21 protein-coding genes and 3 tRNA genes are annotated in these 21837 nt (G+C 53.3%); 6 read left to right on the forward strand and 18 right to left on the reverse strand.

The window, feature by feature from the left end:
- Nucleotides 1-576: 576 nt before the first annotated feature.
- The 6 genes from Abci_RS09765 to mnmE form a co-directional block, all read right to left on the reverse strand.
- Nucleotides 577-652: transfer RNA gene (locus tag Abci_RS09765), tRNA-Lys, on the reverse strand.
- Between the two features lie 66 nt (nucleotides 653-718).
- Nucleotides 719-1642 carry a ParB/RepB/Spo0J family partition protein gene (locus Abci_RS09770; protein ID WP_048838967.1) on the reverse strand — a complete coding sequence of 308 codons (924 nt, stop codon included), beginning with the start codon at nucleotides 1640-1642 and terminating at the stop codon, nucleotides 719-721.
- Nucleotide 1643: 1 nt separating this feature from the next.
- Nucleotides 1644-2435 (reverse strand): ParA family protein, encoded by a 792-nt coding sequence (locus Abci_RS09775; RefSeq protein ID WP_048838968.1) that lies wholly within the window; start codon nucleotides 2433-2435, stop codon nucleotides 1644-1646.
- Nucleotides 2428-3003 carry a 16S rRNA (guanine(527)-N(7))-methyltransferase RsmG gene (gene rsmG, locus Abci_RS09780; RefSeq protein WP_048838969.1) on the reverse strand — a complete coding sequence of 192 codons (576 nt, stop codon included), beginning with the start codon at nucleotides 3001-3003 and terminating at the stop codon, nucleotides 2428-2430. Before rsmG ends, Abci_RS09775 begins: the two co-directional genes overlap by 8 nt.
- A gap of 17 nt (nucleotides 3004-3020) precedes the next feature.
- Nucleotides 3021-4889 carry a tRNA uridine-5-carboxymethylaminomethyl(34) synthesis enzyme MnmG gene (gene mnmG / locus Abci_RS09785; RefSeq protein WP_048838970.1) on the reverse strand — a complete coding sequence of 623 codons (1869 nt, stop codon included), beginning with the start codon at nucleotides 4887-4889 and terminating at the stop codon, nucleotides 3021-3023.
- Between the two features lie 24 nt (nucleotides 4890-4913).
- Nucleotides 4914-6236, reverse strand: a complete 1323-nt coding sequence (gene mnmE / locus Abci_RS09790) for a tRNA uridine-5-carboxymethylaminomethyl(34) synthesis GTPase MnmE (RefSeq protein WP_048838971.1) — start codon at nucleotides 6234-6236, stop codon at nucleotides 4914-4916.
- Between the two features lie 242 nt (nucleotides 6237-6478).
- Between mnmE and Abci_RS09795 the strand changes: the two genes are divergently transcribed.
- A complete protein-coding gene (locus Abci_RS09795) occupies nucleotides 6479-6946 on the forward strand; it encodes a methylated-DNA--[protein]-cysteine S-methyltransferase (protein ID WP_048838972.1) in 468 nt (155 codons plus the stop codon).
- A 15-nt stretch (nucleotides 6947-6961) separates the two neighbouring features.
- On the opposite strand, the gene Abci_RS09800 is transcribed toward Abci_RS09795, so the two are convergent.
- The 5 genes from Abci_RS09800 to Abci_RS09820 all read right to left on the reverse strand — a co-directional run bounded on the left by Abci_RS09800 (nucleotide 6962) and on the right by Abci_RS09820 (nucleotide 12247).
- Complete coding sequence (locus Abci_RS09800) at nucleotides 6962-8965, reverse strand: M1 family metallopeptidase (protein WP_084597627.1); 2004 nt, start codon at nucleotides 8963-8965, stop codon at nucleotides 6962-6964.
- Nucleotides 8966-9190: 225 nt separating this feature from the next.
- Nucleotides 9191-9949, reverse strand: a complete 759-nt coding sequence (locus Abci_RS09805) for a hypothetical protein (RefSeq protein WP_084597611.1) — start codon at nucleotides 9947-9949, stop codon at nucleotides 9191-9193.
- Nucleotides 9950-10224: 275 nt separating this feature from the next.
- Nucleotides 10225-10301: transfer RNA gene (locus Abci_RS09810), tRNA-Pro, on the reverse strand.
- Between the two features lie 94 nt (nucleotides 10302-10395).
- Nucleotides 10396-10980, reverse strand: coding sequence for an LOG family protein (locus Abci_RS09815; RefSeq protein ID WP_048839144.1), 585 nt, complete (start codon nucleotides 10978-10980; stop codon nucleotides 10396-10398).
- A 49-nt stretch (nucleotides 10981-11029) separates the two neighbouring features.
- Nucleotides 11030-12247 (reverse strand): MFS transporter, encoded by a 1218-nt coding sequence (locus tag Abci_RS09820; RefSeq protein ID WP_048838974.1) that lies wholly within the window; start codon nucleotides 12245-12247, stop codon nucleotides 11030-11032.
- A 124-nt stretch (nucleotides 12248-12371) separates the two neighbouring features.
- Here Abci_RS09820 and Abci_RS09825 point away from each other — a divergent pair, with 124 nt between their 5' ends.
- Nucleotides 12372-12947, forward strand: a complete 576-nt coding sequence (locus Abci_RS09825; protein ID WP_048838975.1) for an NUDIX domain-containing protein — start codon at nucleotides 12372-12374, stop codon at nucleotides 12945-12947.
- A gap of 67 nt (nucleotides 12948-13014) precedes the next feature.
- Here Abci_RS09825 and hemJ read toward each other — a convergent pair whose 3' ends face one another.
- From hemJ to hemE, 3 genes are read right to left on the reverse strand one after another with little or no spacing between them, the layout of a single operon-like run.
- Entirely contained in the window at nucleotides 13015-13467 is a 453-nt protein-coding gene (gene hemJ / locus Abci_RS09830) for a protoporphyrinogen oxidase HemJ (protein WP_048838976.1), read from the reverse strand.
- Nucleotides 13457-14167: an HAD family hydrolase gene (locus tag Abci_RS09835; protein ID WP_084597612.1), complete on the reverse strand. Its 711-nt coding sequence runs from the start codon at nucleotides 14165-14167 to the stop codon at nucleotides 13457-13459. Before Abci_RS09835 ends, hemJ begins: the two co-directional genes overlap by 11 nt.
- Entirely contained in the window at nucleotides 14164-15243 is a 1080-nt protein-coding gene (gene hemE, locus Abci_RS09840) for a uroporphyrinogen decarboxylase (RefSeq protein ID WP_048838978.1), read from the reverse strand. Before hemE ends, Abci_RS09835 begins: the two co-directional genes overlap by 4 nt.
- A gap of 368 nt (nucleotides 15244-15611) precedes the next feature.
- On the opposite strand from hemE, the gene Abci_RS09845 reads away from it, so the two are divergent.
- The 4 genes from Abci_RS09845 (at nucleotide 15612) to Abci_RS09860 (ending at nucleotide 19363) form a co-directional block, all read left to right on the forward strand.
- Nucleotides 15612-16244, forward strand: a complete 633-nt coding sequence (locus Abci_RS09845; RefSeq protein WP_048838979.1) for a Maf family protein — start codon at nucleotides 15612-15614, stop codon at nucleotides 16242-16244.
- Nucleotides 16245-16328: 84 nt separating this feature from the next.
- A tRNA-Ala gene (locus Abci_RS09850) sits at nucleotides 16329-16404 on the forward strand.
- Between the two features lie 262 nt (nucleotides 16405-16666).
- Nucleotides 16667-17908 carry a multidrug effflux MFS transporter gene (locus tag Abci_RS09855; RefSeq protein ID WP_048838980.1) on the forward strand — a complete coding sequence of 414 codons (1242 nt, stop codon included), beginning with the start codon at nucleotides 16667-16669 and terminating at the stop codon, nucleotides 17906-17908.
- A gap of 33 nt (nucleotides 17909-17941) precedes the next feature.
- Nucleotides 17942-19363, forward strand: coding sequence for an amidohydrolase family protein (locus Abci_RS09860; protein ID WP_244877639.1), 1422 nt, complete (start codon nucleotides 17942-17944; stop codon nucleotides 19361-19363).
- 50 nt (nucleotides 19364-19413) lie between these two features.
- On the opposite strand, the gene Abci_RS09865 is transcribed toward Abci_RS09860, so the two are convergent.
- The 4 genes from Abci_RS09865 to Abci_RS09880 form a co-directional block, all read right to left on the reverse strand.
- The gene (locus Abci_RS09865; protein ID WP_244877651.1) at nucleotides 19414-19848 is read right to left on the reverse strand and encodes a hypothetical protein; all 435 of its coding nucleotides are present in this window, start codon (nucleotides 19846-19848) and stop codon (nucleotides 19414-19416) included.
- 24 nt (nucleotides 19849-19872) lie between these two features.
- A complete protein-coding gene (locus Abci_RS09870; RefSeq protein ID WP_048838981.1) occupies nucleotides 19873-20067 on the reverse strand; it encodes a Trm112 family protein in 195 nt (64 codons plus the stop codon).
- A 25-nt stretch (nucleotides 20068-20092) separates the two neighbouring features.
- Nucleotides 20093-20722, reverse strand: a complete 630-nt coding sequence (locus Abci_RS09875) for an LON peptidase substrate-binding domain-containing protein (RefSeq protein WP_371861390.1) — start codon at nucleotides 20720-20722, stop codon at nucleotides 20093-20095.
- Between the two features lie 90 nt (nucleotides 20723-20812).
- Nucleotides 20813-21769 (reverse strand): thioredoxin family protein, encoded by a 957-nt coding sequence (locus Abci_RS09880; protein WP_048838983.1) that lies wholly within the window; start codon nucleotides 21767-21769, stop codon nucleotides 20813-20815.
- Between the last annotated feature and the right edge of the window lie 68 nt (nucleotides 21770-21837).

Consider the following 21837-nt stretch of genomic DNA (forward strand, 5'->3'; position numbering starts at 1 on the left):
TTTTCAGGTGTTACACCTTTTTCGGCAAGGTGTAACATTCTGAAATAGCTTGGTGTGACATTTTTTCTGTTTATTATCATATGCTTATAAAGAGTGTTACACCTTGTACACCTGTTACACCTCTTTTTGGTAGGGGGTAAGGTAAGGACGCGGGAAGCAAGGCATGGAGGTTCATGCACAAATTGCATAGCTAAGGATAAAGACGATTAGGGGGGTAGGTTCAATGTTGAAACCGGCATGGGCACTGCAACCGCTTCAGGGCCACGCACAGATTTTCTTGGCAATTTTTGAAAACAATCAAGTTTTTCAAATAGGCCGGGGGCAGCATTAAATCTCTAGGAGCGTTAAGCACCCGGACCGCACCATAGTAAAATTTTCACACCCGCGAAATTGAGAAGAAAAGATACCAGGGCAAACAGAGAGAATGAGGCACGCACGGTAGATAGACACCTAGAGCGAGAAAAAGCCTCTACCCTGCCAGCACCAACCCATTTCAAATGACTCCGGATTGACTCCGGAAGTCTACCGGGGTGAAGCACCCCGAAGCCTGAATACCACCTAAGTCTTTGAAAAGATTGGTGGGCGCACAAGGGCTCGAACCTTGGACCCGCTGATTAAGAGTCAGCTGCTCTACCAACTGAGCTATGCGCCCTTACAGCCTATCAGACTGAAGTGGGGGCTTTTTATCACCCCCATGATAAAAAGACAAGATAGATTTTCAGCTTTTTAAACGCAGAAGCACGTCATCCAGTTGGTCGAGACTTTTATAGTGAATTTCGAGAAAGCCGCCCTTGCGTCCATCAAAGTTCACCTTGACCTTGAGCCCTAAACGGGAAGCCAGCTCTCTCTCCAACGCCGCAATTTCCGGATCTTTTGCTTTCTTGGTAGCGGCTGTTTTGCCGGCCTTTCCTTTATTTTCGGATGCGGCCTGCACGAGGGCTTCCGTCTGCCTGACTGACAACCCTTTGGTCAGGACATCATGTGCCGCTGCGACAGGGTCAGGATGCCCCAACAAGGCGCGTGCATGCCCGGCAGATAAAGCCCCGCTCCCCACTGCTTTACGGACAGAGTCAGGCAGCCTTAACAAGCGGAGTGTGTTGGCTACATGGGGGCGTGACTTCCCGATAGCAACAGCCAGTTCATCCTGTGTCAGGCTGTAGTCTTCCATCAACCGGCTGAAGCCTTCGGCTTCTTCAATCGGGTTCAGGTCAGCGCGCTGAAGGTTTTCAACCAACGCCGCAGCCATGGCATCGGCCTCGTCCAGATCCCGTATATGCACTGGCACTGTATGGCACTGCGCCAGTTGCGCCGCACGCCAGCGGCGCTCACCTGCGATGATCTGGTAATAGCCCTCTTTATCCGGATTAGGACGCACAAGAATGGGCTGCAAGATACCTCGTGCACGGATGGACTCTGCCAACTCCTGCAATGCCTCAGGCTCCATTTCCTGCCGAGGCTGGAAGGGGCCGGGAGCAAGAACTTCTACTGGTAACACGTTAGATGGTGCAGCCAACTGCGCATCTTCCCCTTTTTCAGATTTATTCCCCTCTGTGTTTGTAGACAGAGAACGCGGGGCTGTATCCCCCAATAAGGCAGCCAAACCACGGCCAAGCTTTGGCCGTGCAGCAGGTTTACGAGCCATCTTACGCTGTTCTCCTCTTAATTTCCGCTGCCAGAGCACGATAAGAGGCAGCACCACTTGCCCGTGGGTCATAGCTCATAACGGGTTGACCATAGCTTTGCGCTTCAGAGATACGGATATTCCGAGGGATAACAGTCTCAAGCACATCATCCCCAAAGAAGCTCCGGGCATCTGCCCCGACCAATTCCGAAAGATTGTTCCGGCGGTCATACATAGTGAGCACAATCCCCGTGATAACGAGAGACGGATTAAGCTTCTTTTTGACCCGGTCAATTGTTTTAACCAGGTGCCCCAACCCTTCCAGTGCAAAAAACTCACACTGCAAGGGGGCCAGTACACCGTTGGCAGCCACAAGAGCATTCAATGTCAGCAGGCTCAGGCTGGGGGGGCAATCAATAATGATATAATCGTGGTTTTCAGCCAGGGTCGCCAAGGCTGTGCGGAGCCGATTTTCACGCCCCTCTTCATCAACCAGTTCAATCTCAGCCCCGACCAATTCCGTATTGGCCGCTATGACTGAGAGGTTTTCAATTTCTGTCGGTTGAAGGAGTTCTATTGCTGGCTTTTCCTGCATCAGCAGAGAGTAGGATCCACCCTGCCGCGCATCATAACCAACACCAAGCCCTGTAGAGGCGTTTCCCTGCGGGTCCATATCGACCAGAATGACGCGCTTTCCGTCTTCTGCCAACGCGGCTGCCACATTGATAGCTGTTGTGGTTTTACCCACCCCACCCTTCTGGTTGGCCACGGCCAGCACAAAACATTTTCTGGTTGTTTTATTCGTTTTAGACACGGTCAAGATTGCTCACTTCAAGAATCACCCCATCATGGCTGGTTATACTGGGGTGAATAGAAACATCCATGTGCCAGCAGCGTCGAGCCTCGGTCAACTCATCCTCAGCCTGCTGGCCTTTAAGAAAAATGGCTTTTCCGCCCTTGGCCAACAGTGGAGCAGTCCACTCCAGCAGTTTTGGAAGGGCGGCCAATGCACGGGCGGTTACCACGGGGGCAGGCGCAATGTCAGCTCGCTCGATGCGTTCAGCCAGAACAGTTATCGGTGCCTGCGTAACGCGTGCAGCCTCCCGCAGGAAGGTTGCCTTACGTTGGTCTGACTCAATCAGTGTGCCCGGCACATTGGTTGCAATGGCCGTGACAATACCCGGAAAGCCACCGCCTGAACCAATATCAATAAACTGCTTTACCCCTGCCACCAGAGGGGCAATTTGCAAGCTGTCCTTGACGTGACGGTCCCACACAAAAGGAATATCCCGCCCTGATACCAGATTGATACGTGGGTTCCACTTTTGCAGCAGGGCTACAAAGGCCTCTAACCGCTCCTGTGTTTCACGTGAAACGTCCATACTCTCCCCTGATCGGCTTAGTGTGACACGCGCTGCCGCACATGCGCCAGAATAGCCACGAGGGCTGAGGGTGTTATACCCGGTATTCTCTGCGCTGCACTAAAATTCTCGGGCTTTGCAGTTTCAAGTTTTTCCTGCATCTCCGCGCTCAACCCGCCAATTGCTTTAAAGCTGATCCCTGCCGGGAAACGTATTTCACTTTCAGCTTCAAGCTGTTTGATCTCGCGCTTCTGCCTTGCAAGGTAGCCTTTGTAGCGGGCTTCCGTGGTGACAAAATGACTAACACGCGGGGGCACCATTGCAAACCATGGTGCAAGCTCTTTCAGGCTTTCCTCACCCACACCATATCCCAGAATCTCCAGTAAGCTCCGGCGGCGACCATCCTGAGCTACCCTTACCCCAGCCTGCAACAGAACCTGCGGTTGCCAGCTTTCCTGCTCTGCTTTTTCTGTCACCTGCTTAATAGCGGCGCAGTCCTGTTCAAAAACAGACTGCCGCTCAGCACCCACGCATCCCCACTCCACACCAATTTGGGTCAGCCGCATGTCAGCATTATCAGCCCGCAAAGTCAGCCTGTATTCTGCTCTGGACGTAAACATACGGTAAGGCTCGCTCACGCCTTGGGTGGTCAGGTCATCTACCATAACCCCGATATAGGCCTTCCCACGATCAAGGGTAACAGCCTGTTGCCCGCCTGCCCGTCTGGCTGCGTTCACGCCTGCCAGAAGGCCTTGTGCGCCTGCCTCTTCATAGCCAGTCGTGCCATTAATCTGGCCTGCGAGAAAGAGATTAGGGCATTTTCTTAACTCAAGAGATGTCGTCAGTTCTCGTGGGTCAACATAATCATATTCCACCGCATAACCGGGCTGAGCGATGACCGCGTGTTCAAGACCCGGAATAGCATGGATCATTTCTTCCTGAACATCGGCAGGAAGACTTGTGGAAATCCCATTTGGGTAAATGAGATCACCGCCCTCATGGTCTGGTAGCGCTTCTGGCTCAAGAAAGATTTGATGGCTGGTTTTTTCCGCAAACCGAACCACTTTATCCTCAATTGACGGGCAATACCGTGGCCCTCTGCCTGAAATCGCACCACCATATACAGCAGAAAGATTAATATTTCTTCTTATTATATCATGTGTTTTTTCGTTTGTAGCTGTAATGCCGCAAACAAGCTGGGGGTTTGTAATACTCTGCGTCAAACGGCTAAACGGTTCTGGAATTGCATCCCCACGGTCTTCCGCCAAGGATGCCCAGTCAATCGATTTTTTCAATAAGCGTGCAGGTGTGCCTGTTTTTAGCCGACTAACCGCAAGCCCCAACTTCCGAAGCCTCTGCGCGAGCGCAACCGCTGGTTGTTCGCCCACTCTTCCTGCCGGTTGGGATTTATGCCCAATGTGAATAACTCCACCCAGAAAGGTTCCTGTGGTCAGGACGACCGCCCCTGAGCGATAGGCCGTGCCATCTTCACACACGACCCCTTCCACTGCGCCCTGATCGTTGCACAACAGGTCTCCTACAGCACCTTCTGCACACTCCAGATTAGGGGTTTCAGCAAGAAGTTCTTGCACCGCTTTTTTATAAAGGTAGCGGTCAGCCTGTGCCCGTGGCCCCTGAACCGCTGGCCCCTTTGAACGGTTGAGCAGCTTAAAGTGAATGCCTGCACGGTCAGCCGCGCGGGCCATAATGCCGTCCAGCGCGTCTATTTCCCGCACCAGATGACCTTTACCAATGCCACCAATAGCCGGGTTGCAGGACATGGCCCCGACTGTGCTTTTGTGATGTGTCAGCAAAAGGGTGCGGGCACCACATCGGGCAGCCGCCGCAGCAGCCTCGCACCCGGCATGGCCGCCACCCACAACAATCACATCATAAAAACGGTTCATCATATCCCGCCTTTTTCAAAAAACTTATTTGCCAATGCAAAACTGCCCGAACACAGCATCTAACAAATCTTCCACACCAACATGTCCGGTCACACGCCCCAGGGCGCGCATGGCAAGGCGAAGTTCCTCCCCACGCATTTCCGGCCAATCCTGTGCTAAAGCCGCCTGCAAACAGGCAACCGCCTCCTGCACACCGGCTTTATGGCGTGCACGTGTTAACAACGGAGCGCCGAAAGAAGACCGCGCTGTCAAAGCCTCAACTTTCTGTTCAAGCAGTTGACGCAATGCCTCAAGCCCTTCGCCTGACTGAAGGCTAATGGGCACTACTGTCTCCCCTAGCACTTTTGCCGGCACAGGCCCAAGGTCTGTTTTGTTACCTATGAGTACGGCGCCCGGAAATATGGTTTTTGGCTGATCATCCGCAGGGAACATCTGCAATACGCAATCGGCCTGTTTCACGTGAAACAGCGCACGCTTCACACCCTCAGCTTCTATCGCGTCCTCAGTTTCGCGCATGCCGGCAGTATCTACAAATGTTACACGCACCCCTGCAAGGCTACCGTTGACCTCAATGGCATCTCGCGTCGTCCCGGCTACGGGAGAAACAATAGCCGCGTCACGGTCCGCAAGCCAATTCAACAGGCTGGATTTGCCTGCATTTGGAGGGCCTGCGATAGCAAATACCACACCGCGCCGGATACGCTCCCCGCGTTCCCCTTCCCGAATATGGGTCTGCATGGCGTTAATCAGGGTGTTAATTTCTGTCAGTAAACCTTGCTCGACTTCGGGGGGAAGGTCTTCGTCCGGAAAGTCAATCAGGGCTTCCTGATGCGCCAGAACATGCTTAAGCCTGTCAGCCCAGTTCTGATAGAGTTTGCTCAAAACACCGTCTGACTGAGCTAGCGCCAGTTTGCGCTGGCTCTCTGTTTCCGCTTCAACAAGGTCCGCAATCCCCTCAGCTTCAACAAGGTCCATACGGCCATTCGTGAAGGCTCTACGGGTGAATTCGCCTGGTTCTGCAGGTCGTGCTCCGTAGGCAACAAGGGCTTCTGCTACCGCTTTAATAACCGCAGGGCCTGCATGAAGATGAAGTTCAAAACCGTCTTCACCCGTATAACTCTTCGGGCCGGGAAACCACAGGACGAGCGCTTCATCTAGCAAGTTTTCCTTTGTACCTGCATCCTGCCAGAGCTTACGCAGCGCCGCATGGCGGGGCGGGGGCACATCCCCACACAGGCGTGTCAGCAGGTTTTTACTCTCTGCTCCACTCACACGCATTACGGCAATGGCGGCACGCCCCAAGCCGGTGGAAAGTGCAAAAATGGTTCCTTCGTTTTCATATCCCATCAGTGCATTACTCCTTCCACATGGTGGTTATTGTCATTTCTGTATGCGCTTTGCTGCGGTTGTTCTACCTTGCGTGCAAAGCGTGCAGGAATGTGTGTCGAGCGGGTTCTAAAACAGAATAAGGCTCAGGCGTAGCCCTTAAATGGTCACATACATAGCCTCGCATTAAAGCATGGTCTTAATGGGTACGTCCTCCTACTATAGGCGCCATACTTATTTTTCCTTTTACGGACCAATCTGCCATGCCTCAGCTCTCACTTCATTCCCCACTCGGGCCACTCACTTTGTCAGAAGAAGATGGTAAGATCATTTCTCTTGATTGGGGCTGGGGCCGGGACCAGACGGAAACACCATTGCTGTGTGACGCACGGGACTGGCTGGACAAATGGTTTGATGACCCCAAAGCCCTTGGGGCATGTCCCTTCCCTCTGGAGGCCTTTGGCACACCCTACCAGCAAAAAGTATGGGCTGCCTTGTGTGCCATCCCGGTAGGGACAGTCACGACATATCAGGCCCTTGCCCACTCTGTGGGTGGTAGCGCCCGCTCTGTTGGGCAGGCCGTGGGCCGCAACCCTATTCCCATTCTTATACCATGCCACCGTGTTGTGGCGCGGCATGGGCTTGGCGGGTATTCTGGCGATGGTGGCGTTGATGATAAAAAGTGGCTTCTTGCCCTTGAAGAAGCCACCCTGCCATCTTTCAAAAAATGATCTTTGAGCGGGGTTTTATTTCCCGCTTATCCCTCGTGCTGCGGTGCCTGCGGCCTCTACTGGCACAACAATGCCGTCTTCCGGCAGGGCCTGTATTTCTGTTTTAACCTTGCCCACAAAACTATTATCGCCGCGATTAATGTCTGGAATAACGTGATCCGGGTCCAGTATAGCGGAGCGTATGGCCTGCCGCCCTGGCACTATGAGGCTCACCTCGTTTTTCTGATACCACGCCTCTGTTGGGATCGTGGTGCGGGTGGTGCTTCCATCCGCCCATGTCACTGCCAGTACGACTGGCAACGGTAACCAGCCTTTATTAAACACATGCACAACGGTGCTGTGGGCGGGATCATTTTTCACAGAAGCAACGGCACCCACTGCATAGTCGGGGGCCCAGTTTTTGAAATACCATCCCCGCCAGAACCAAGACAGATTTTCTCCCCCCTCACTTTCCATAACACGGAAAAAGTCGGACGGTGTTGGGTGTTTATAGGCCCACAGGGCAATATACTGCCTGAAGGCATGGTCAAAACGCTCTGGCCCCAGAATCTGCTCCCGCAGTAATTTCAGCCCGTAGGCACCCTTGAAGTAGGTTATGCTGTGGCGGTATTTTTCAGGGATAAGGTCAGCCTCAGTCATCAGGCTTGGCGCGGCGGGGTCCTGCAAAACAGGCACAATATCGTCAGCCGGGTTACCCGTTTTGGGGGCAAACTCCACATCCTGCTTTGGCGCAAATTCACCTTTGTTGAAATGGTCCGATGCATACGCATCAATGAAGGTATTGAACCCCTCATCCATAAACGCAGCGCGGCGTTCATTTGAGCCTACAATCATTGGGAACCAGTCATGCCCCAGTTCATGTGTGGTAACCCAGAACAGCTCCGCTCCGGCATCTTTTTTGCCGTCAAACACTATGCCCGGATATTCCATAGCTGCACCATGCCCACCAACATTAATGGCGTTAGGCCAAGGATACGGAAACCACTTTTGTGAGAAATATTCTATGGCGTGTTTGACGTATTCCGTTGAGCGATCCCATTTTTCCTTTCCAACGGATTCAATAGGGTACACAGACATGGCCAGACGCGGCTGGTTATTCCCTCCCTCTTGTGCAGGAAGGTCGAGTTTGGCGGCGTCCCACAGCAAGGCCGGAGAAGCGACAAACGCCACGTCCCGCGTGTTGGCCATAGTGAAGTGCCAGGTCTGGGTGGCCTGTGTGGGGTGCTGTGCTGCAAGAAGATCTTCCGCTGTGCGGATCATGACACGGCTCTCACTCTGCGCTGCCTGTGCCAGTCGTGTTCTTTCTGTGTCTGTCAAAACGTCTTGCGGGTTGACCAGAGCCCCACTCCCAACAACCAGAAAGTTTTTGGGAACAGTCACACTGTACTCTATATCTCCGTAATCAAGATAGAATTCCTGCCCCAAATACGGCTCCGTATCCCACCCTCTTACATCATCATAAACAGCCATGCGTGGGTAGAATTGGGCAATCTCAAAGACTTCTCCGGTCTTATTGTGACTGTAGGCTGTGCGCCCTCCCCACTCACCTGGGATTGAGTAATGCCAGGAAATCTTGAGCTTTGCAGTGCCGCCTTTTGGTGCAACAGGGCTTTGCAAAACAACCTGAAGCCTTGTGTCCGAAACAACAGTCCTGGCTGGTACGTCTTTTCCATCTGACGAGATATTTTGAACCGCATCCAGGCACAGGCCGGACGTGTGGTGCCGTAACCATTGCGGCGCAGCAAACGATGCTCTGGACGCTGGCCCATACATGTTCTGATCCAACTGGACCCATAGAGAGGACAAAGCGTCAGGGCTATTGTTGGTATAGGTCAGAACTTCCGTGCCAGACAGAGTGTGCGTGGCTGGATCTATGGTAACGTGAATGGAGTAATCTGCTTTGTTTTTCCATGCCAGCGGGCCGGGTGCGCCGCTGCCTGAATGGTAAGCATTGACCGGCTGCGGGTAGCTCAACGGGGCAAAAATGCTTTGTGGGTCCGGTGGTGCGGCCAGAGCCATGCGGGCACATGGCACGGCGCATAGAAAACTGATCCAGAAGCCACTTTGCCGCCACCGTATTTTGCGCTTGCCGTCTTGCACCTTACACCTTGTCCCATCTCATTTTTTCAATACTGTCCCGTAATGTAATATGACGGCGGGTGAAATACAAAGAGGGGAGGATAAGCCCAAGCCTATCCTCCCCTCTTTTCTAGTGTGGCACGCCATAGTCAGTGCGTGATGCTGTTAGCGAGCGTCACAGCTTTCTGTGAGCGTATTGAAAAACTTGCCTGCACTACAATGCACGACATCCGCCCCTTGGGCGGCCGCAGAAGGCGGAGGGGGAACATTCTGGTATGATGTCCCCTCTCCCTGCAAATACGAGCCTCCTGGGGCTTCTACGGGCTGTTGTGGCGCTGCATAGTAGCTTGATGGCGCATAATAACTTTGGTCGGCATAAATAGCCGGCGTGGAGGACGCCGCAACCGCACTCCCTAAAGCCAGACCAACGGCCGACCCAAACAGGAACGGGGCACCCCAACCCCAGCCCCAACCGACACCACCATACGGGCCTGCGCCCCAGCCCCAGCCGGGGGCTCCCCATGACCAGCTATAAAACGGGTAACCGCCACCCCAGCCCCAACCAGGGCCGCCGCGCCACCCGTATCCGCCGCCCCATCGTGGGCCGCCACCCCAGCCAGGCCTTCCCCAGCCCGGACCACGAAAGCCACCCGGCGGGCCACCCCGCCAACCAGGCCGAAAGCCGCCGCCACCCCAGCCACCGGGACCACCTCCAAAACGCCCCCCTGCCGGAGGGCCAAAATGCCCAAACCTAGGGCCACCGCCACGCGGGCCAAAGCCGCCTCCACCTGGGCCACCACCATGAAAGCCACCGCCTCCGCCACCTCCCCCTGGATGTGCAAAGGCCGGCGCACTACAGACCAATGCTGAAGACAGCAGGAGCATGGCCGCACTACGGTATGTGAAAGATGCTTGTTTTTTCATGTGTCCCTCCTCAAGGCCACATCCGGAAGCCACATAAGGCGGCCTCTTAATCCGTCTCTCGTGCTTTGATAGTCTTTAACGTGGGGCAGTCGTGCACAAAGTGCCACACAATTCAGCCCTGAAACCTTATCAATACGGTCTTGTAGACAGGTCTAAAGGCTTTCTCGTGGCACAATTTCTGTATTGTATGTCTTTGGAATACTTACAGAATAGCCTGATGCCAAAGAGGAGCGCGCCTGCTTTGTATCAATAATATTATATTTCATGGATTTTTTTGGTCGGAGTAAGAGGATTCGAACCTCCGGCCCCTGCGTCCCGAACACAGTGCTCTACCAGGCTGAGCTATACTCCGTCGACCTGACGGCGGCTATAGCGCCCTCAGGCCATTTTAGCAAGAGTGGAAACGGAGGGAATATGCTTCCGCTCCAGTTTTCTCTTGTTCGTCCTTAAAACTGCTCAATCGACACAGGCTGAGTTTTTGGTTCTGTCTCGCTATGCTTCAAGGCAGTTTCAATATCAGAGACAATTTCTATTTTGCCGCGTGCGGAAGCCGTTGCAAACCCTTGCGTTACTGCGGCATCCAGCATGGCGATTACCTGATCAGCCCAGCCTGCTGTGTTGACGATAATAATGGGCTTTGCATGCTGCTGAAGCTGCTTCCATGTCAGAATTTCCATCATTTCGTCAAATGTTCCAAAGCCTCCGGGTAATATCCAGAAGGCATCCGCACGGGAAAACATGATCTGCTTTCGAACATGCATGGAATCCACAACGATCAGTTCGGCCACGCCCTCATGCATAACTTCCCGTTTATGCAGGAAATGGGGGATAACACCTGTAACCTGCCCCCCTGCCTGTAAGGTTGCGTCTGCCACAACCCCCATGAGCCCTTGTGCGCCACCACCATAAACCAGCCTGATATTTTTCTGTGCCAGCACCTGACCAGCCTTCTGTGCAACCTGTTTGTACAGCGGGTTATTCCCCAGGCGTGACCCGCAAAATACGGCAACAGCTTTAACAGATACCGGCATGTCCATTTTCTCCTGCTTGCGTTTCTTTTTTGTATTCTCTCATGGTCTTTTAACCAACACCAGATGCATCCGCCCGCTCTTTGCTTTTTAGAACAAGACAAAGAGCCATACCTGCCAGGCAAACTAAAGCTGTAATTTCAAACATGGGGCCATAGCCCCACCGCGGAATAATAAGCCCCAGCAGGGGGCCGGAAACACCAATAGCAATATCCAGAAAAAGCGAGAACGCGCCTATGGCAGCACCCCGGTTTTCTGCCCCTACCTGTGCAACTGCTCCAACACCAAGTGCTGGAAACAAAAGGGAAAATCCTGCACCGGCTATCCCTGCCCCAAGACACGCCCAGAATGGTGTAGGAGCCCACGACAAAACAGACAGCCCCAAAGCCTCGACCAGCAAAGAAGCCACCGCCACACTGGCACCACCATGCCGTGCGATCTGTTTGGTAAAAGCAAAGCGGGTTAGCACAAACACTATACCAAACAGCGCAAGCGCCGTGGCAACGCCATGCCAATGATTATCGGCAAAATACAAGGCCAGAAGTGCTGAGATAGCCCCAAAACCGATAGACCCAGTTGCCAGTGCCAGCCCAAAAGACCAGACACTGGAAAGCGTTTTAAAAAAGGATTGAGGACGCACGCCCGGAAGAGGTGCAACGGCAGGCTGCCTGATAGCTAACGGAAGCCCTATAAGCATAAGCAGCGTGCACATAAGTCCTACGCCACAATAACCCGACAAAACTGACGGGAACTGACTATGATAAAGCATAGTTGCCACGGGCGCACCGACAGCAATACCCCCATAAGAACAGACCCCGTTCCAGGATATAACCTGTGCCGTGTTGGCAGCCCCTACGCGCCGAATGTTCCAGACAATGACCGCCGTTGAAACCCAGCTTTCTGCAAAACCAAGAATAATGCGCCCTACAAAAACGCATACCAACGCCATGGTGGGCCACGCTGTCAGTAACGCTGCGGCCGTTATGAACAGCCCACACAATACGCCGGCGACAAGGCCTATCAGCACAACATATCTGGGACCCTGCGTGTCAATTCTGCGCCCTACCCCCACACGCGTGACAAAGGTCGCTAAATACTGAACAGACACGGCAAAGCCTGCCATGGCAGAGCTAAAACCCAGTTTTTCACGCACAAACAAAGGCGTTACCGCCATTTGCAGGCCTATGACCATGTAGCAAAGCAACGTGAACAGCACGACCGCCCATAAGGTTCTGACTACAGATGGCGGACGCGCAGGCACAGCAGGCATGAAAAAACCCTCTTAGATAATACCAGCACTACTTTTGTGCATTCTGATCAGTCTTTTCTGGTTCGAGACTGAAAAAACTGCAAAATTCGTCTCTCATACTTCATACAGGCAGCAAGGACACCTTATGACCAACCCCGTGCCAGACGCTGGCGGCTACCTCGTTCTGTCTACCCGCATTGCCTATGAAAACCCATGGACCCGTGTAAGGGAAGACATCATTCGTCGTCCCAACGGCAAAGACGGCTTATACGGCGTGGTGGAGCGCGGTCAATTTGTTGTTATCCTCCCTCTTGGACGGGATGAGAATGGCAAACCGACCATCACTTTGATCAACCAGTATCGCTACCCTATTGGTCAGCGTTTGTGGGAATTACCCATGGGCATGTGGGAATCCCGCCCAGATGCAACACCCGCAGAAGTTGCAGCAGGAGAATTGCGGGAGGAAACCGGTTTAAGTGCCGGAGCCATGCACCATGCAGGTATTGTGTATCAGGGTGCTGGCTATTCCACCCAAAAAGGGCATGTCTATCTGGCTACAGACCTGACGCAAGGTGCCACACAACTGGAAGAAACAGAACAGGACATAACCTGCCATACATTTTCACTTGAAAAAGTGGAAGATATGATAAGAAAAAATGAGATTACCTGCATGGTAACGCTTGCTGCTTTTGGGCTTTTGAAAGCTCAAAATCTTATCTAAAACAAACAGGGCCGCACTAAAACCAGTGCGGCCCTGTTCTAACCCTTTGTGTTTCTGTCACTAAAAATCAGAACGGACGCACAATAACCATAATAACAATAATCATCATCAGTACGGTCGGCACTTCGTTCGCAATACGATAGTATCGTTCTGAATGACTGTTTTGGTCACGCTCAAAATCTTTACGCCAGCGGGCACAAAAACCATGGAATAGAAACATGAAGACCAAGGCTGTCATTTTACAGTGCCACCAGCCTGCGTGCCAATCTACCCCCCCCGGTGTTAGTACCAAAAGCACACCAAAAACAAGACTTGCAAGCATGGCGGGATTGATAATGGCCCGTAAAAGACGCCGTTCCATAATCTTAAAACGTGCGCTCTCCTCAGAACCTATCTGAACCTGACAATGATAAACAAATAAACGCGGCAGATAAAACATGCCTGCCATCCATGCCATCACAGACATGACGTGAAAGGCCAGAATCCAGCGCATCCAGGGGAGAAGGACTTCAAACACCATGAAATTCTGCCTGCTTCAACAAGGTTTTTTGTAACAATGGCGCAAATTCTGACAGATGATGAATAACCAGAAGATTTGGCCATTCTGGTACAGGCTCACCCTTAGCCCGCAGTAACACACACACCATACCGGCATCTACCGCAGCACGTGCGCCTGTATTGCTATCTTCCAACACAACACAATTGGCAGGGTTTACGCCTTCCTGCTGTGCTGCGTACAGATAGACATCCGGCCTTGGTTTTGGAATCCCCATATCTTGTGCAGAATGGATACGATTTTCAAAATACTGCGTCATTTTAGTTGCCTGAAACTTGGCTTCCATTTCTTCGCAGGAAGAATTAGAACCAACTCTTACAGGTAAACCAAGTTTCCTGATGTCTTCAAGCATAGCGTGAACACCATCAATGGCCTCCACCCCTTGCCGCATAGCCGCGACAAAACGCTTTTTTGTTGCGTCAATCCAGTCTGACGGTAATTGATTTCCTGTTTTTTCTTCAATTATTTTTTTAACGGAGGGGAGTGCCATGCCGGAAAATGTTGCAACAGCATTTTTGTCAGATACATCCATTCCGGCAGCACGGGCTTCTTCCGCACTGATACGGCAACAGGTTTCCTCACTATCTACCAGAACCCCATCACAATCAAATATGACCAGCTTGAGCTGGCCATCCGGAGAAAGAGCGAGTGGAGCTGCCATTATTCTGTCTCCCTGACAGTTTTGACCAGCTCTTCTACATGTTCAACTGGTGTTTGTGGCAAGACGCCATGGCCAAGGTTAAAGACATGAGCACGGCCTTTACCAGCATTCCTCACGCTTAACGCTTCACGCCGCATGGCTTCACCGCCAGACAGCACGGCAAGTGGGTCCAGATTGCCTTGCAGCCCAATATGCTCAGGGATCAGTGTGCGCGCCAAAGACAGATCAGCCCCGGTATCAAGCGCTACAACATCAACCCCAGTTTCACGGGCGTATTCAGGCACAAGCATACCACCAAGACGCGGGAAACCGATAACACGCACTGTGGGGTGTTTCGCCTTGATCGTTTTTACAATTTGCCGTGTTGGCGCAATGACATGCTTGCGGAATTCAGAAGGCGGAAGCAGCCCTGCCCAGGAATCAAACAACATCACCGCTTCTGCGCCAGCTTCTATCTGGGCGCACAGGTAATCTGCTGTGGTTTCTGTCAACAAAGCCATGAGCTTATCAAACAAGGCTGGTTCTGAAAAAGCCATGTCGCGGGTTACGGCAAACTCTCGTGAGCTACCGCCATCAACCATGTAGCAGGCAACGGTAAAGGGAGAGCCGGTAAAACCAAGTAATGTTGTTGCGCCAGCCTTTGCGGCACCAATATTTTCTACACCATTTAATGTTTTGTGCAGGCGGCTGAGAGTTTCCAAAACAGGTGCCGTTGCTTCGGCAATGCGGTTACGGTCAAGTTTTGCCAGGTCCTGCGCTGTGCGTATGGCACCCAAGACCGGGCCTTTCCCTTCTACAAATTCCAGTGACTGACCCATAGCCCAAGGCAGGATCAAGATATCTGAAAACAGAATGGCACCATCCATCCCGAACCGACGGATGGGTTGCAGTGTTAATTCTGTTGCAATGTCCGGTGTCATGCATCGTGTCAGAAAATCTGCCTTTGCACGCATGGCGCGGAATTCAGGCAAAAAACGTCCGGCCTGTCTCATCAACCACATCGGAGGGGGCCACAGGGCCTCACCATTCAGAGTTCTGAGAAGGCGTTTCGCGGAGGGGATGTGTGAGTTGCTGTTCATGCTCAGCAGTCCTGCACGTCTTTTCCCACGCTGTCCACGCCCCCTTAAATATAAAATAAGAGATAGAAATGATTGTTGAGAGTAGTAGGTACTGTGGATGACGGGGTACCCAGCATTCCAAAAATGTACCCCAGCTTTCCCACAGTGTGTACAGTTTACAGATGCTTGAGAAATAAGGTATTTTTCGACTTATCCAGAAAACTCCACAGAGAGGCTGTGTACAACTCACCGGTTCATGAGTCTTGAGAGTTGTGCACGGTACTCGGTACGCCGTTGTCATGATCGCCGTACAATCCACATGTACCCCGGTACTCATGACAGTACTCACAGCCCCTATTTTACGCAGTACCTGAAAGAGACTCGTAGCGATGACAGATTTAGTACTGAAACCGACTCCATTACAGAACAGTGATTCGTTGCTAGTACTAGCGAGCGGATCTGTTACAAGAAGACATCTGCTGAATAGTGCAGGGCTTTCCTGTTCTGTCATGCCTCCAGACCTAGATGAAACCGAGCTTAAACAAAAAGGCAGTGCAGAAGGGTGGAGTGCAGCAGAAATTGCCCTCCGGCTGGCTGAAGCAAAAGCGCTGGCTGTGCAGAAGCCAGACGCCTTTGTTATTGGCGCAGACCAGGTGCTGTCCTGCAACGGGACGCTTTATGACAAACCTGCATCCATCAACGCGGCGCGGCAGCAACTTGAAGCTTTGAGGGGGCAGACACATACGCTGCATACAGCAGTGGTTGTGTGCCATCAGGGACAAGTGGTCTGGCATCATGTGGCAGAGCCAAAACTGACCATGCGTGCCTTCTCATCCCTATTTCTGGAAGCCTATCTGGCGGAAGAAGGGACACGGTGCCTCTCTTCCGTAGGCGCTTACCGGGTAGAGGGGCCGGGGCTGCATTTGTTTGAACGCATTGAAGGCGAGTATGCTGCTATTCTTGGCTTGCCGCTTTTCCCGCTCCTGCACGCTTTGCGGGACAGAGGGGTCATACTTTCCTGAAAAAAGGGGCTTGCAAGCTGTCACAACGCCTTGTATTAGCGAGCACACGCACATCATACCCAAGGATGTTGCCTGAAACAGTGTGGGGCCATAGCTCAGTTGGGAGAGCGCTTGAATGGCATTCAAGAGGTCGTCGGTTCGATCCCGATTGGCTCCACCAGTTTTCTTCTCTCATAAAATATATTTCTTATTAGAAATCCAAAGTCTCAAGCTTTGTCATGCTTGCGTGTTGCACCCTGCCAGCAGCTTTTAGCCTCAGGATACCGTCCCAAAATATCCCTCCCCACCCTGTTCAAAATTTATCAGGGGGGATGGAGCGTGTGTGGTATGCGCCACCTGTTTGCACGGAAAGTCTGGACAAGGTGGGGTGAACTAACCCAAGAGCAGGGTAGATTTTCCTTTTTTCACATCAGGTCTGTTGCATGACGCCTTCTTCCTCCTCCCATGCACCACCGGCTCGTCAGTTTTCAGCTTGGCATATTGTGCTGTTGGGTTTGGTTACCGGTATTGGTCCGCTTGCAACGGATATGTACCTGCCTGCTTTCCCGGAAGTGGAGCAGGATCTGGGTGGCGGTCCCGGCTCTGCCCAGTTTACGCTGGCTGCGTGGTTTCTTGGGCTGGCCTTTGGCCAGTTTTCCCAAGGCCCCTTATCTGACCGGTTTGGACGGCGTGCCCCTCTTGTAGTGGGGCTGGCTATTTTTGCCGTGGCATCCGCTGGGTGTGCTGTTGTGCAGGACTATCACCTGTTCTGCCTCTGCCGTTTTCTGGGAGCTGTTGGGGGGTCTGCCTCTGCCGTTGTCCCTCGGGCTATTGTACGTGATGTGGCAACCGGCAAGAAAGGGGCGCGCATTATGTCCCAATTGACGCTGGTTTTTGGCGTAATGCCCGTACTTGCCCCAAGCTTTGGCAGTATTGTGCTGAAATTTGGGAACTGGCGGTGGATTTTCTGGGTTGGCGCACTGTATGGTGTGCTGGCAATTCTGGGCATTCTCCTCACCCTGCCGGATACACTGGCTAGGGAACGCAGAATACCCTTCTCTCCAACCCGTATTGCTGCGCGCTATCTTGTCATTTTGCAGGAGCCAGTGTTCCGGGCAAATGCGCTTATTGCGACCTTTTCAACATTCGTCATGTTTGCTTACTTGGGAAGTGCTCCTGTCTTGTTTGAACAGGTGCTCCATTTCTCCTCAGCGCAATTTGGTCTGTTTTTTGGGGTGAATGCAGCGGCGTTTATTCTTGGCACGCAGATCAATGGTAAGCTGGTGCATAAAGTTGCCATGCCTGCATTGCTGGAAGGTGCCTTGCTCTGGGCGTTGGTCATTGGCGCTGTGTTCGTTGTACTGGCCTGTATAGGGGTTGCGGGCGAGCATCATCCCATCCTGACCTGTGCGCTTATTACCAGTATCACAGGTGCGCTTGGCTTTATTGGCCCTAATGCAACTGTCATGTCTTTCTACCATCATGGTCACCATGCCGGGAGCGCATCAGCCATGTTGGGAACCTTACAGTTTAGTATTGGTTCACTCAGCAGTGTGCTGGTGGGGCTATTGCCAGGTGGGAGCGCCATCCCCACGGCACTGGGCATGATGGCAGGTATTCTTGGTATGGCAGTGGCTGACGGTATGCGCCGCTTTGCCCCGCCAATAGGGGCGGAGGACGACTAAGCCCTGTTCTGAGCACAAAGGTGATAAGGCAGAATGAAACGTAAAAACGGTTTTCTCAGTCCCATGCCCTGCAAAGGACATGCCTTTTCCCTACTGGCGGGTGTTTGCCTGACGGTATGGTGCGCAGGGGTAACCCACGCAGCACCATCGGACACTACTCTGCTTGAGCATGTGCAAGTTTTTGATGGATCATCCCTTACAGAGCAGCCTGAAAGGGATGTGCTGATCCAGAACGGTGTTATTCGCGCTGTTGGTAAAAGCGGCACAGTGTCCGTGCCTAAAGGGGCACGCCATACTGATCTGAGCGGGAAAACGCTTATCCCCGGCCTTATTTCTGACCACAGCCATGTAGGCGTGGTGTCCGGCACACAGGTTGGGTCTGCCAACTTCACCGCTCCCATCATTCAGGCTGCTTTAGGGCAATATGCACGGTATGGCGTGACAACGGTTACGGCGCTGGGGCTGACCAAGTCTCCTTTGTTTGACCAACTCCGCCAGCAGCAACATCAGAATACACAGGGGGCCGACCTGTTTGGCGTGGACCAAGGGATAGGCACCCCCGGAGGGATGCCGCCTGAAGGTATGGTCAAAGTCGGGAAGGACCAGATCTTCAGGCCTGCCACGGCAGAAGAAGGCCGACAGGCTGTCCAGAAGATGGCGGCTGAGGGCACGGACCTCGTCAAGCTTTGGATTGATGATTTCAAGAATGGCGTATCGTCCGCCAAACCATTGCCTGTCATGAAACCTGAGGTCTGGCAGGCAGTCATACAGGAAGCTCACGCCCGGCATTTGCGGGTTGCTGTTCATATTCATGATCTGCGCTACGCCAAGCGGTTGGTCGCGGATGGAGCAGATATTATTGCTCACGGTGTCAGAGATGAACCTGTGGATGGTGAGTTCATAACCCTCATGAAGTCTCATTCTGCCTGGTATGTACCTACTATCAGCCTGGATGAAGCGACTTATCTGTTTGCGGAACAGCCAGCCCTGCTGCAGGACCCGGTTTTAAAACCAGCTTTGAGTGAAGACCTTATCCGGCAGATTTCTGACCCCGCCTGGCAGGAAAAAACCCGTACAGCGCCTTTGGATGCGGCATCGCACAAAGCTGTAGCCATGAACCAGCAGAACCTTTTGGCTCTGTATAAAGCGGGTGTGAATATAGGGTTTGGCACGGACTCAGGTGCGGCACCGGTCCGTTTGCCCGGTTTTGCTGAGCACAGAGAACTCCGCCTGCTGGTAGAAGCCGGTTTGACCCCGCTGCAAGCCCTCCGGCTGGCAACCAGTCAGGCCGCGGCATTGCTGGGCCTGTCCGACCGAGGCATGATTGCACCTGGCAAACGGGCTGACTTTGTCGTGTTGGAGGCAGATCCCGCACAGAATATTGCGGCAGTAGACCAGATTGCTGCGGTCTGGCGGGGTGGCGTTAAAACGGAAGGACCGCTCGTTCCACGATAATACGGTGCATTACTCTGGCAGATACCGGGAACAGTCTCTGCCAGACGGTTTTATTGTGGAGACTGTGGCGTGGTCTGCGGTGCTTTGCCGTATATGGGCTGTGCTTGTGGAATAACCATATGACCATCGCCAGACTCAAGCGGGCCAGATGTTGCGTTGGACGGCATGAGTGCTTCAAACCGGTCTTCAGGACGGTTTGATGGCTCAGGCGGTTTCTGACCATTTGCCGCAGCCAGATCTTCGCGGTCCTGCGCCTCCTTGGAGCGGCGTGCTTCTGCTGGAGCAGCTTCCGGAATAAAGCGGCCAGGCCGTTCTGGGGGCAGGTCTATGTTTTCACCTTCAATTTCCCGGTGGCATCCCGTCAGGCACGGGATGCAGGAAAGCAGGGCAAGCCCAAGGCAGAGTGTTACAGGTGAGCGGCGCCAAATCCCGCGCGGCCGGAACCGAACAGGAACAGTTTGGGTGCAGGGGGAGTGATGGATCACGAGCAAGCTACACCCAGTCCTGTATCAGCCTTCCAGGTGGCGGGCTTCTTCTGGCAGCATAACAGGAATGCCGTCACGAATGGGGAAAGCAAGCCCGGCCTGCTGGCTGACCAGTTCATTTGTCTCGGCATTATAGGTCAGTGGCCCTTTGGTTACGGGGCAGACCAGCAGAGACAGCAGGCGGGGGTCAAGCGGGGCGTGGGTATGGGCACCGGACATATAAAGAGCATTCCTACAAAATCATTTACGAAGGCGGACCATTATCTTCCGGCCCGGCCAGATCAAGCAACATCTGTAGCACACGCACACGCTCTGTTAAGGTGGCTGCATCAAGCAATGCCTGTTTTTCTGCCGGAGGGAAAGGACAGATCATGGGAAGGGTGACAAGCAGAATGTCATCTCCCATCTGTTCAATGACCGACCAGCGGGCATTAAGGCCTTTCTGCCGAAAATAGCGGCGCAGGGCCTCCAGCAGCTTTTGCCGGTCAAATGGGGCGGACGGCAGTTCAGACAAATCTGCCGCGAAGGAAGAGACATCCACGCGGGCATGGCGATACCCCCTGTCTATTTCTGTCTCACGCAAAAGCCTGAAGCGGGCAATGCCGGTCAGGGTCACGGCATAAGTGCCATCACTGCGTTCTGTGAAGGAGGTGATACGGCCCACACACCCGATTTTGTAGAGAGGCGGGGTGGCCTCTGGCGTTTCCTCATCTTCTTCCCGCCAGACAGGCTGGATCATGCCAACAAGCCGGTGGGAGGCCAGAGCATCTTCCATCAAGGCAATATAGCGCGGCTCGAATATATTGAGCGGGAGCTTCCCTCCCGGTAGCAGCAATACGCCACTGAGCGGGAACAGGCCCAGCTCAATAGGCATATCTGCCAGAGTAAGGTCACAGACCCGCGGAATATGCCGCGGGATATCTGTCACGTCATCTTGGGGGAGGTAGGATGCCAAAATTATAGATCAGGAAAAGAGCAGGGAAGACAGCTTGCGGCGTGCTGCAAGCGTTGCCGGGTCCATATGGCCCCAAGCTTCAAAAAAGCGCAGAAGCTGCTGGCGCGCGGCCCCATTGTTCCATGTCAGGTCAGCCTTGATAACGCTGAGGAGCTCATCTGCCGCTTCCATCCGTTTGTTGGCCGCGTTAAGGGCTGTCGCAAGTTCACATCGGGCTTCGTAATCATCCGGGTTGGCGGCAAGGCGGGCTCGCACGCCTTCCATTTCCTGCGCGGCTTTTCTGCCTTCTTTTTTCAGCTCCAGTGCGGCACGGGCGCCAACAACATCCGGGGCCTCGGTAATTTTGGCGGGTACATCCGCCAGGGCAGCCGTGGCGGCTTCCTCATCATCCAGCGCCAGTAGGGCGCGCACCAAGCCGCCCCATGCCTTGGGGTTTTCGGGCTCTTCCCCAATAACGGCAGAATAGAGTTCTGCGGCTCGGTCCGGCTGGTCGGTTTCCAACGCAACATCCGCTTCAGCCAGAAGTTCGGTTGCGGGTAAGGTGCCGCCACCAGCAGCTTTTAGAACACCTTCAACAAATTTCTTGATTTCACTTTCCGGCAATGCCCCCTGAAACAGATCAAGGATCTGCCCCTTCCAGAATGCTGCAACCATGGGGATGGACTGAAGCGGCAACCCAACCTGCGAGAGCTGGGCTGCAAGAGCGCGGTTGGCATCAATATCAAGCTTGACCAGACGCACACGGCCTTTGGCTGCGGTTACAACCTTTTCCAGCACCGGGGCCAGTTGTTTGCAGGGGCCACACCAGTCCGCCCAGAAATCCACCAGAACAGGAACCGTACGGCTGGCCTCAATCACATCCTGCATGAATGTGGCCTGAGACCCTTCTGAAATAACAGGGGCAGACCCTTGCCCTGTTGCACCGTTCTGTGTCTCAGGACGTGGCTGGCCGATAATATGGTCCATCTGGTGTCTTCCTTACTCAAAACAGTGGGGAGTTTTTGTGCAACCGCTCCCCGTTTTGCGGCGTTTGC

Source organism: Acetobacter cibinongensis, from assembly GCF_000963925.1.
Lineage (GTDB): Bacteria > Pseudomonadota > Alphaproteobacteria > Acetobacterales > Acetobacteraceae > Acetobacter > Acetobacter cibinongensis.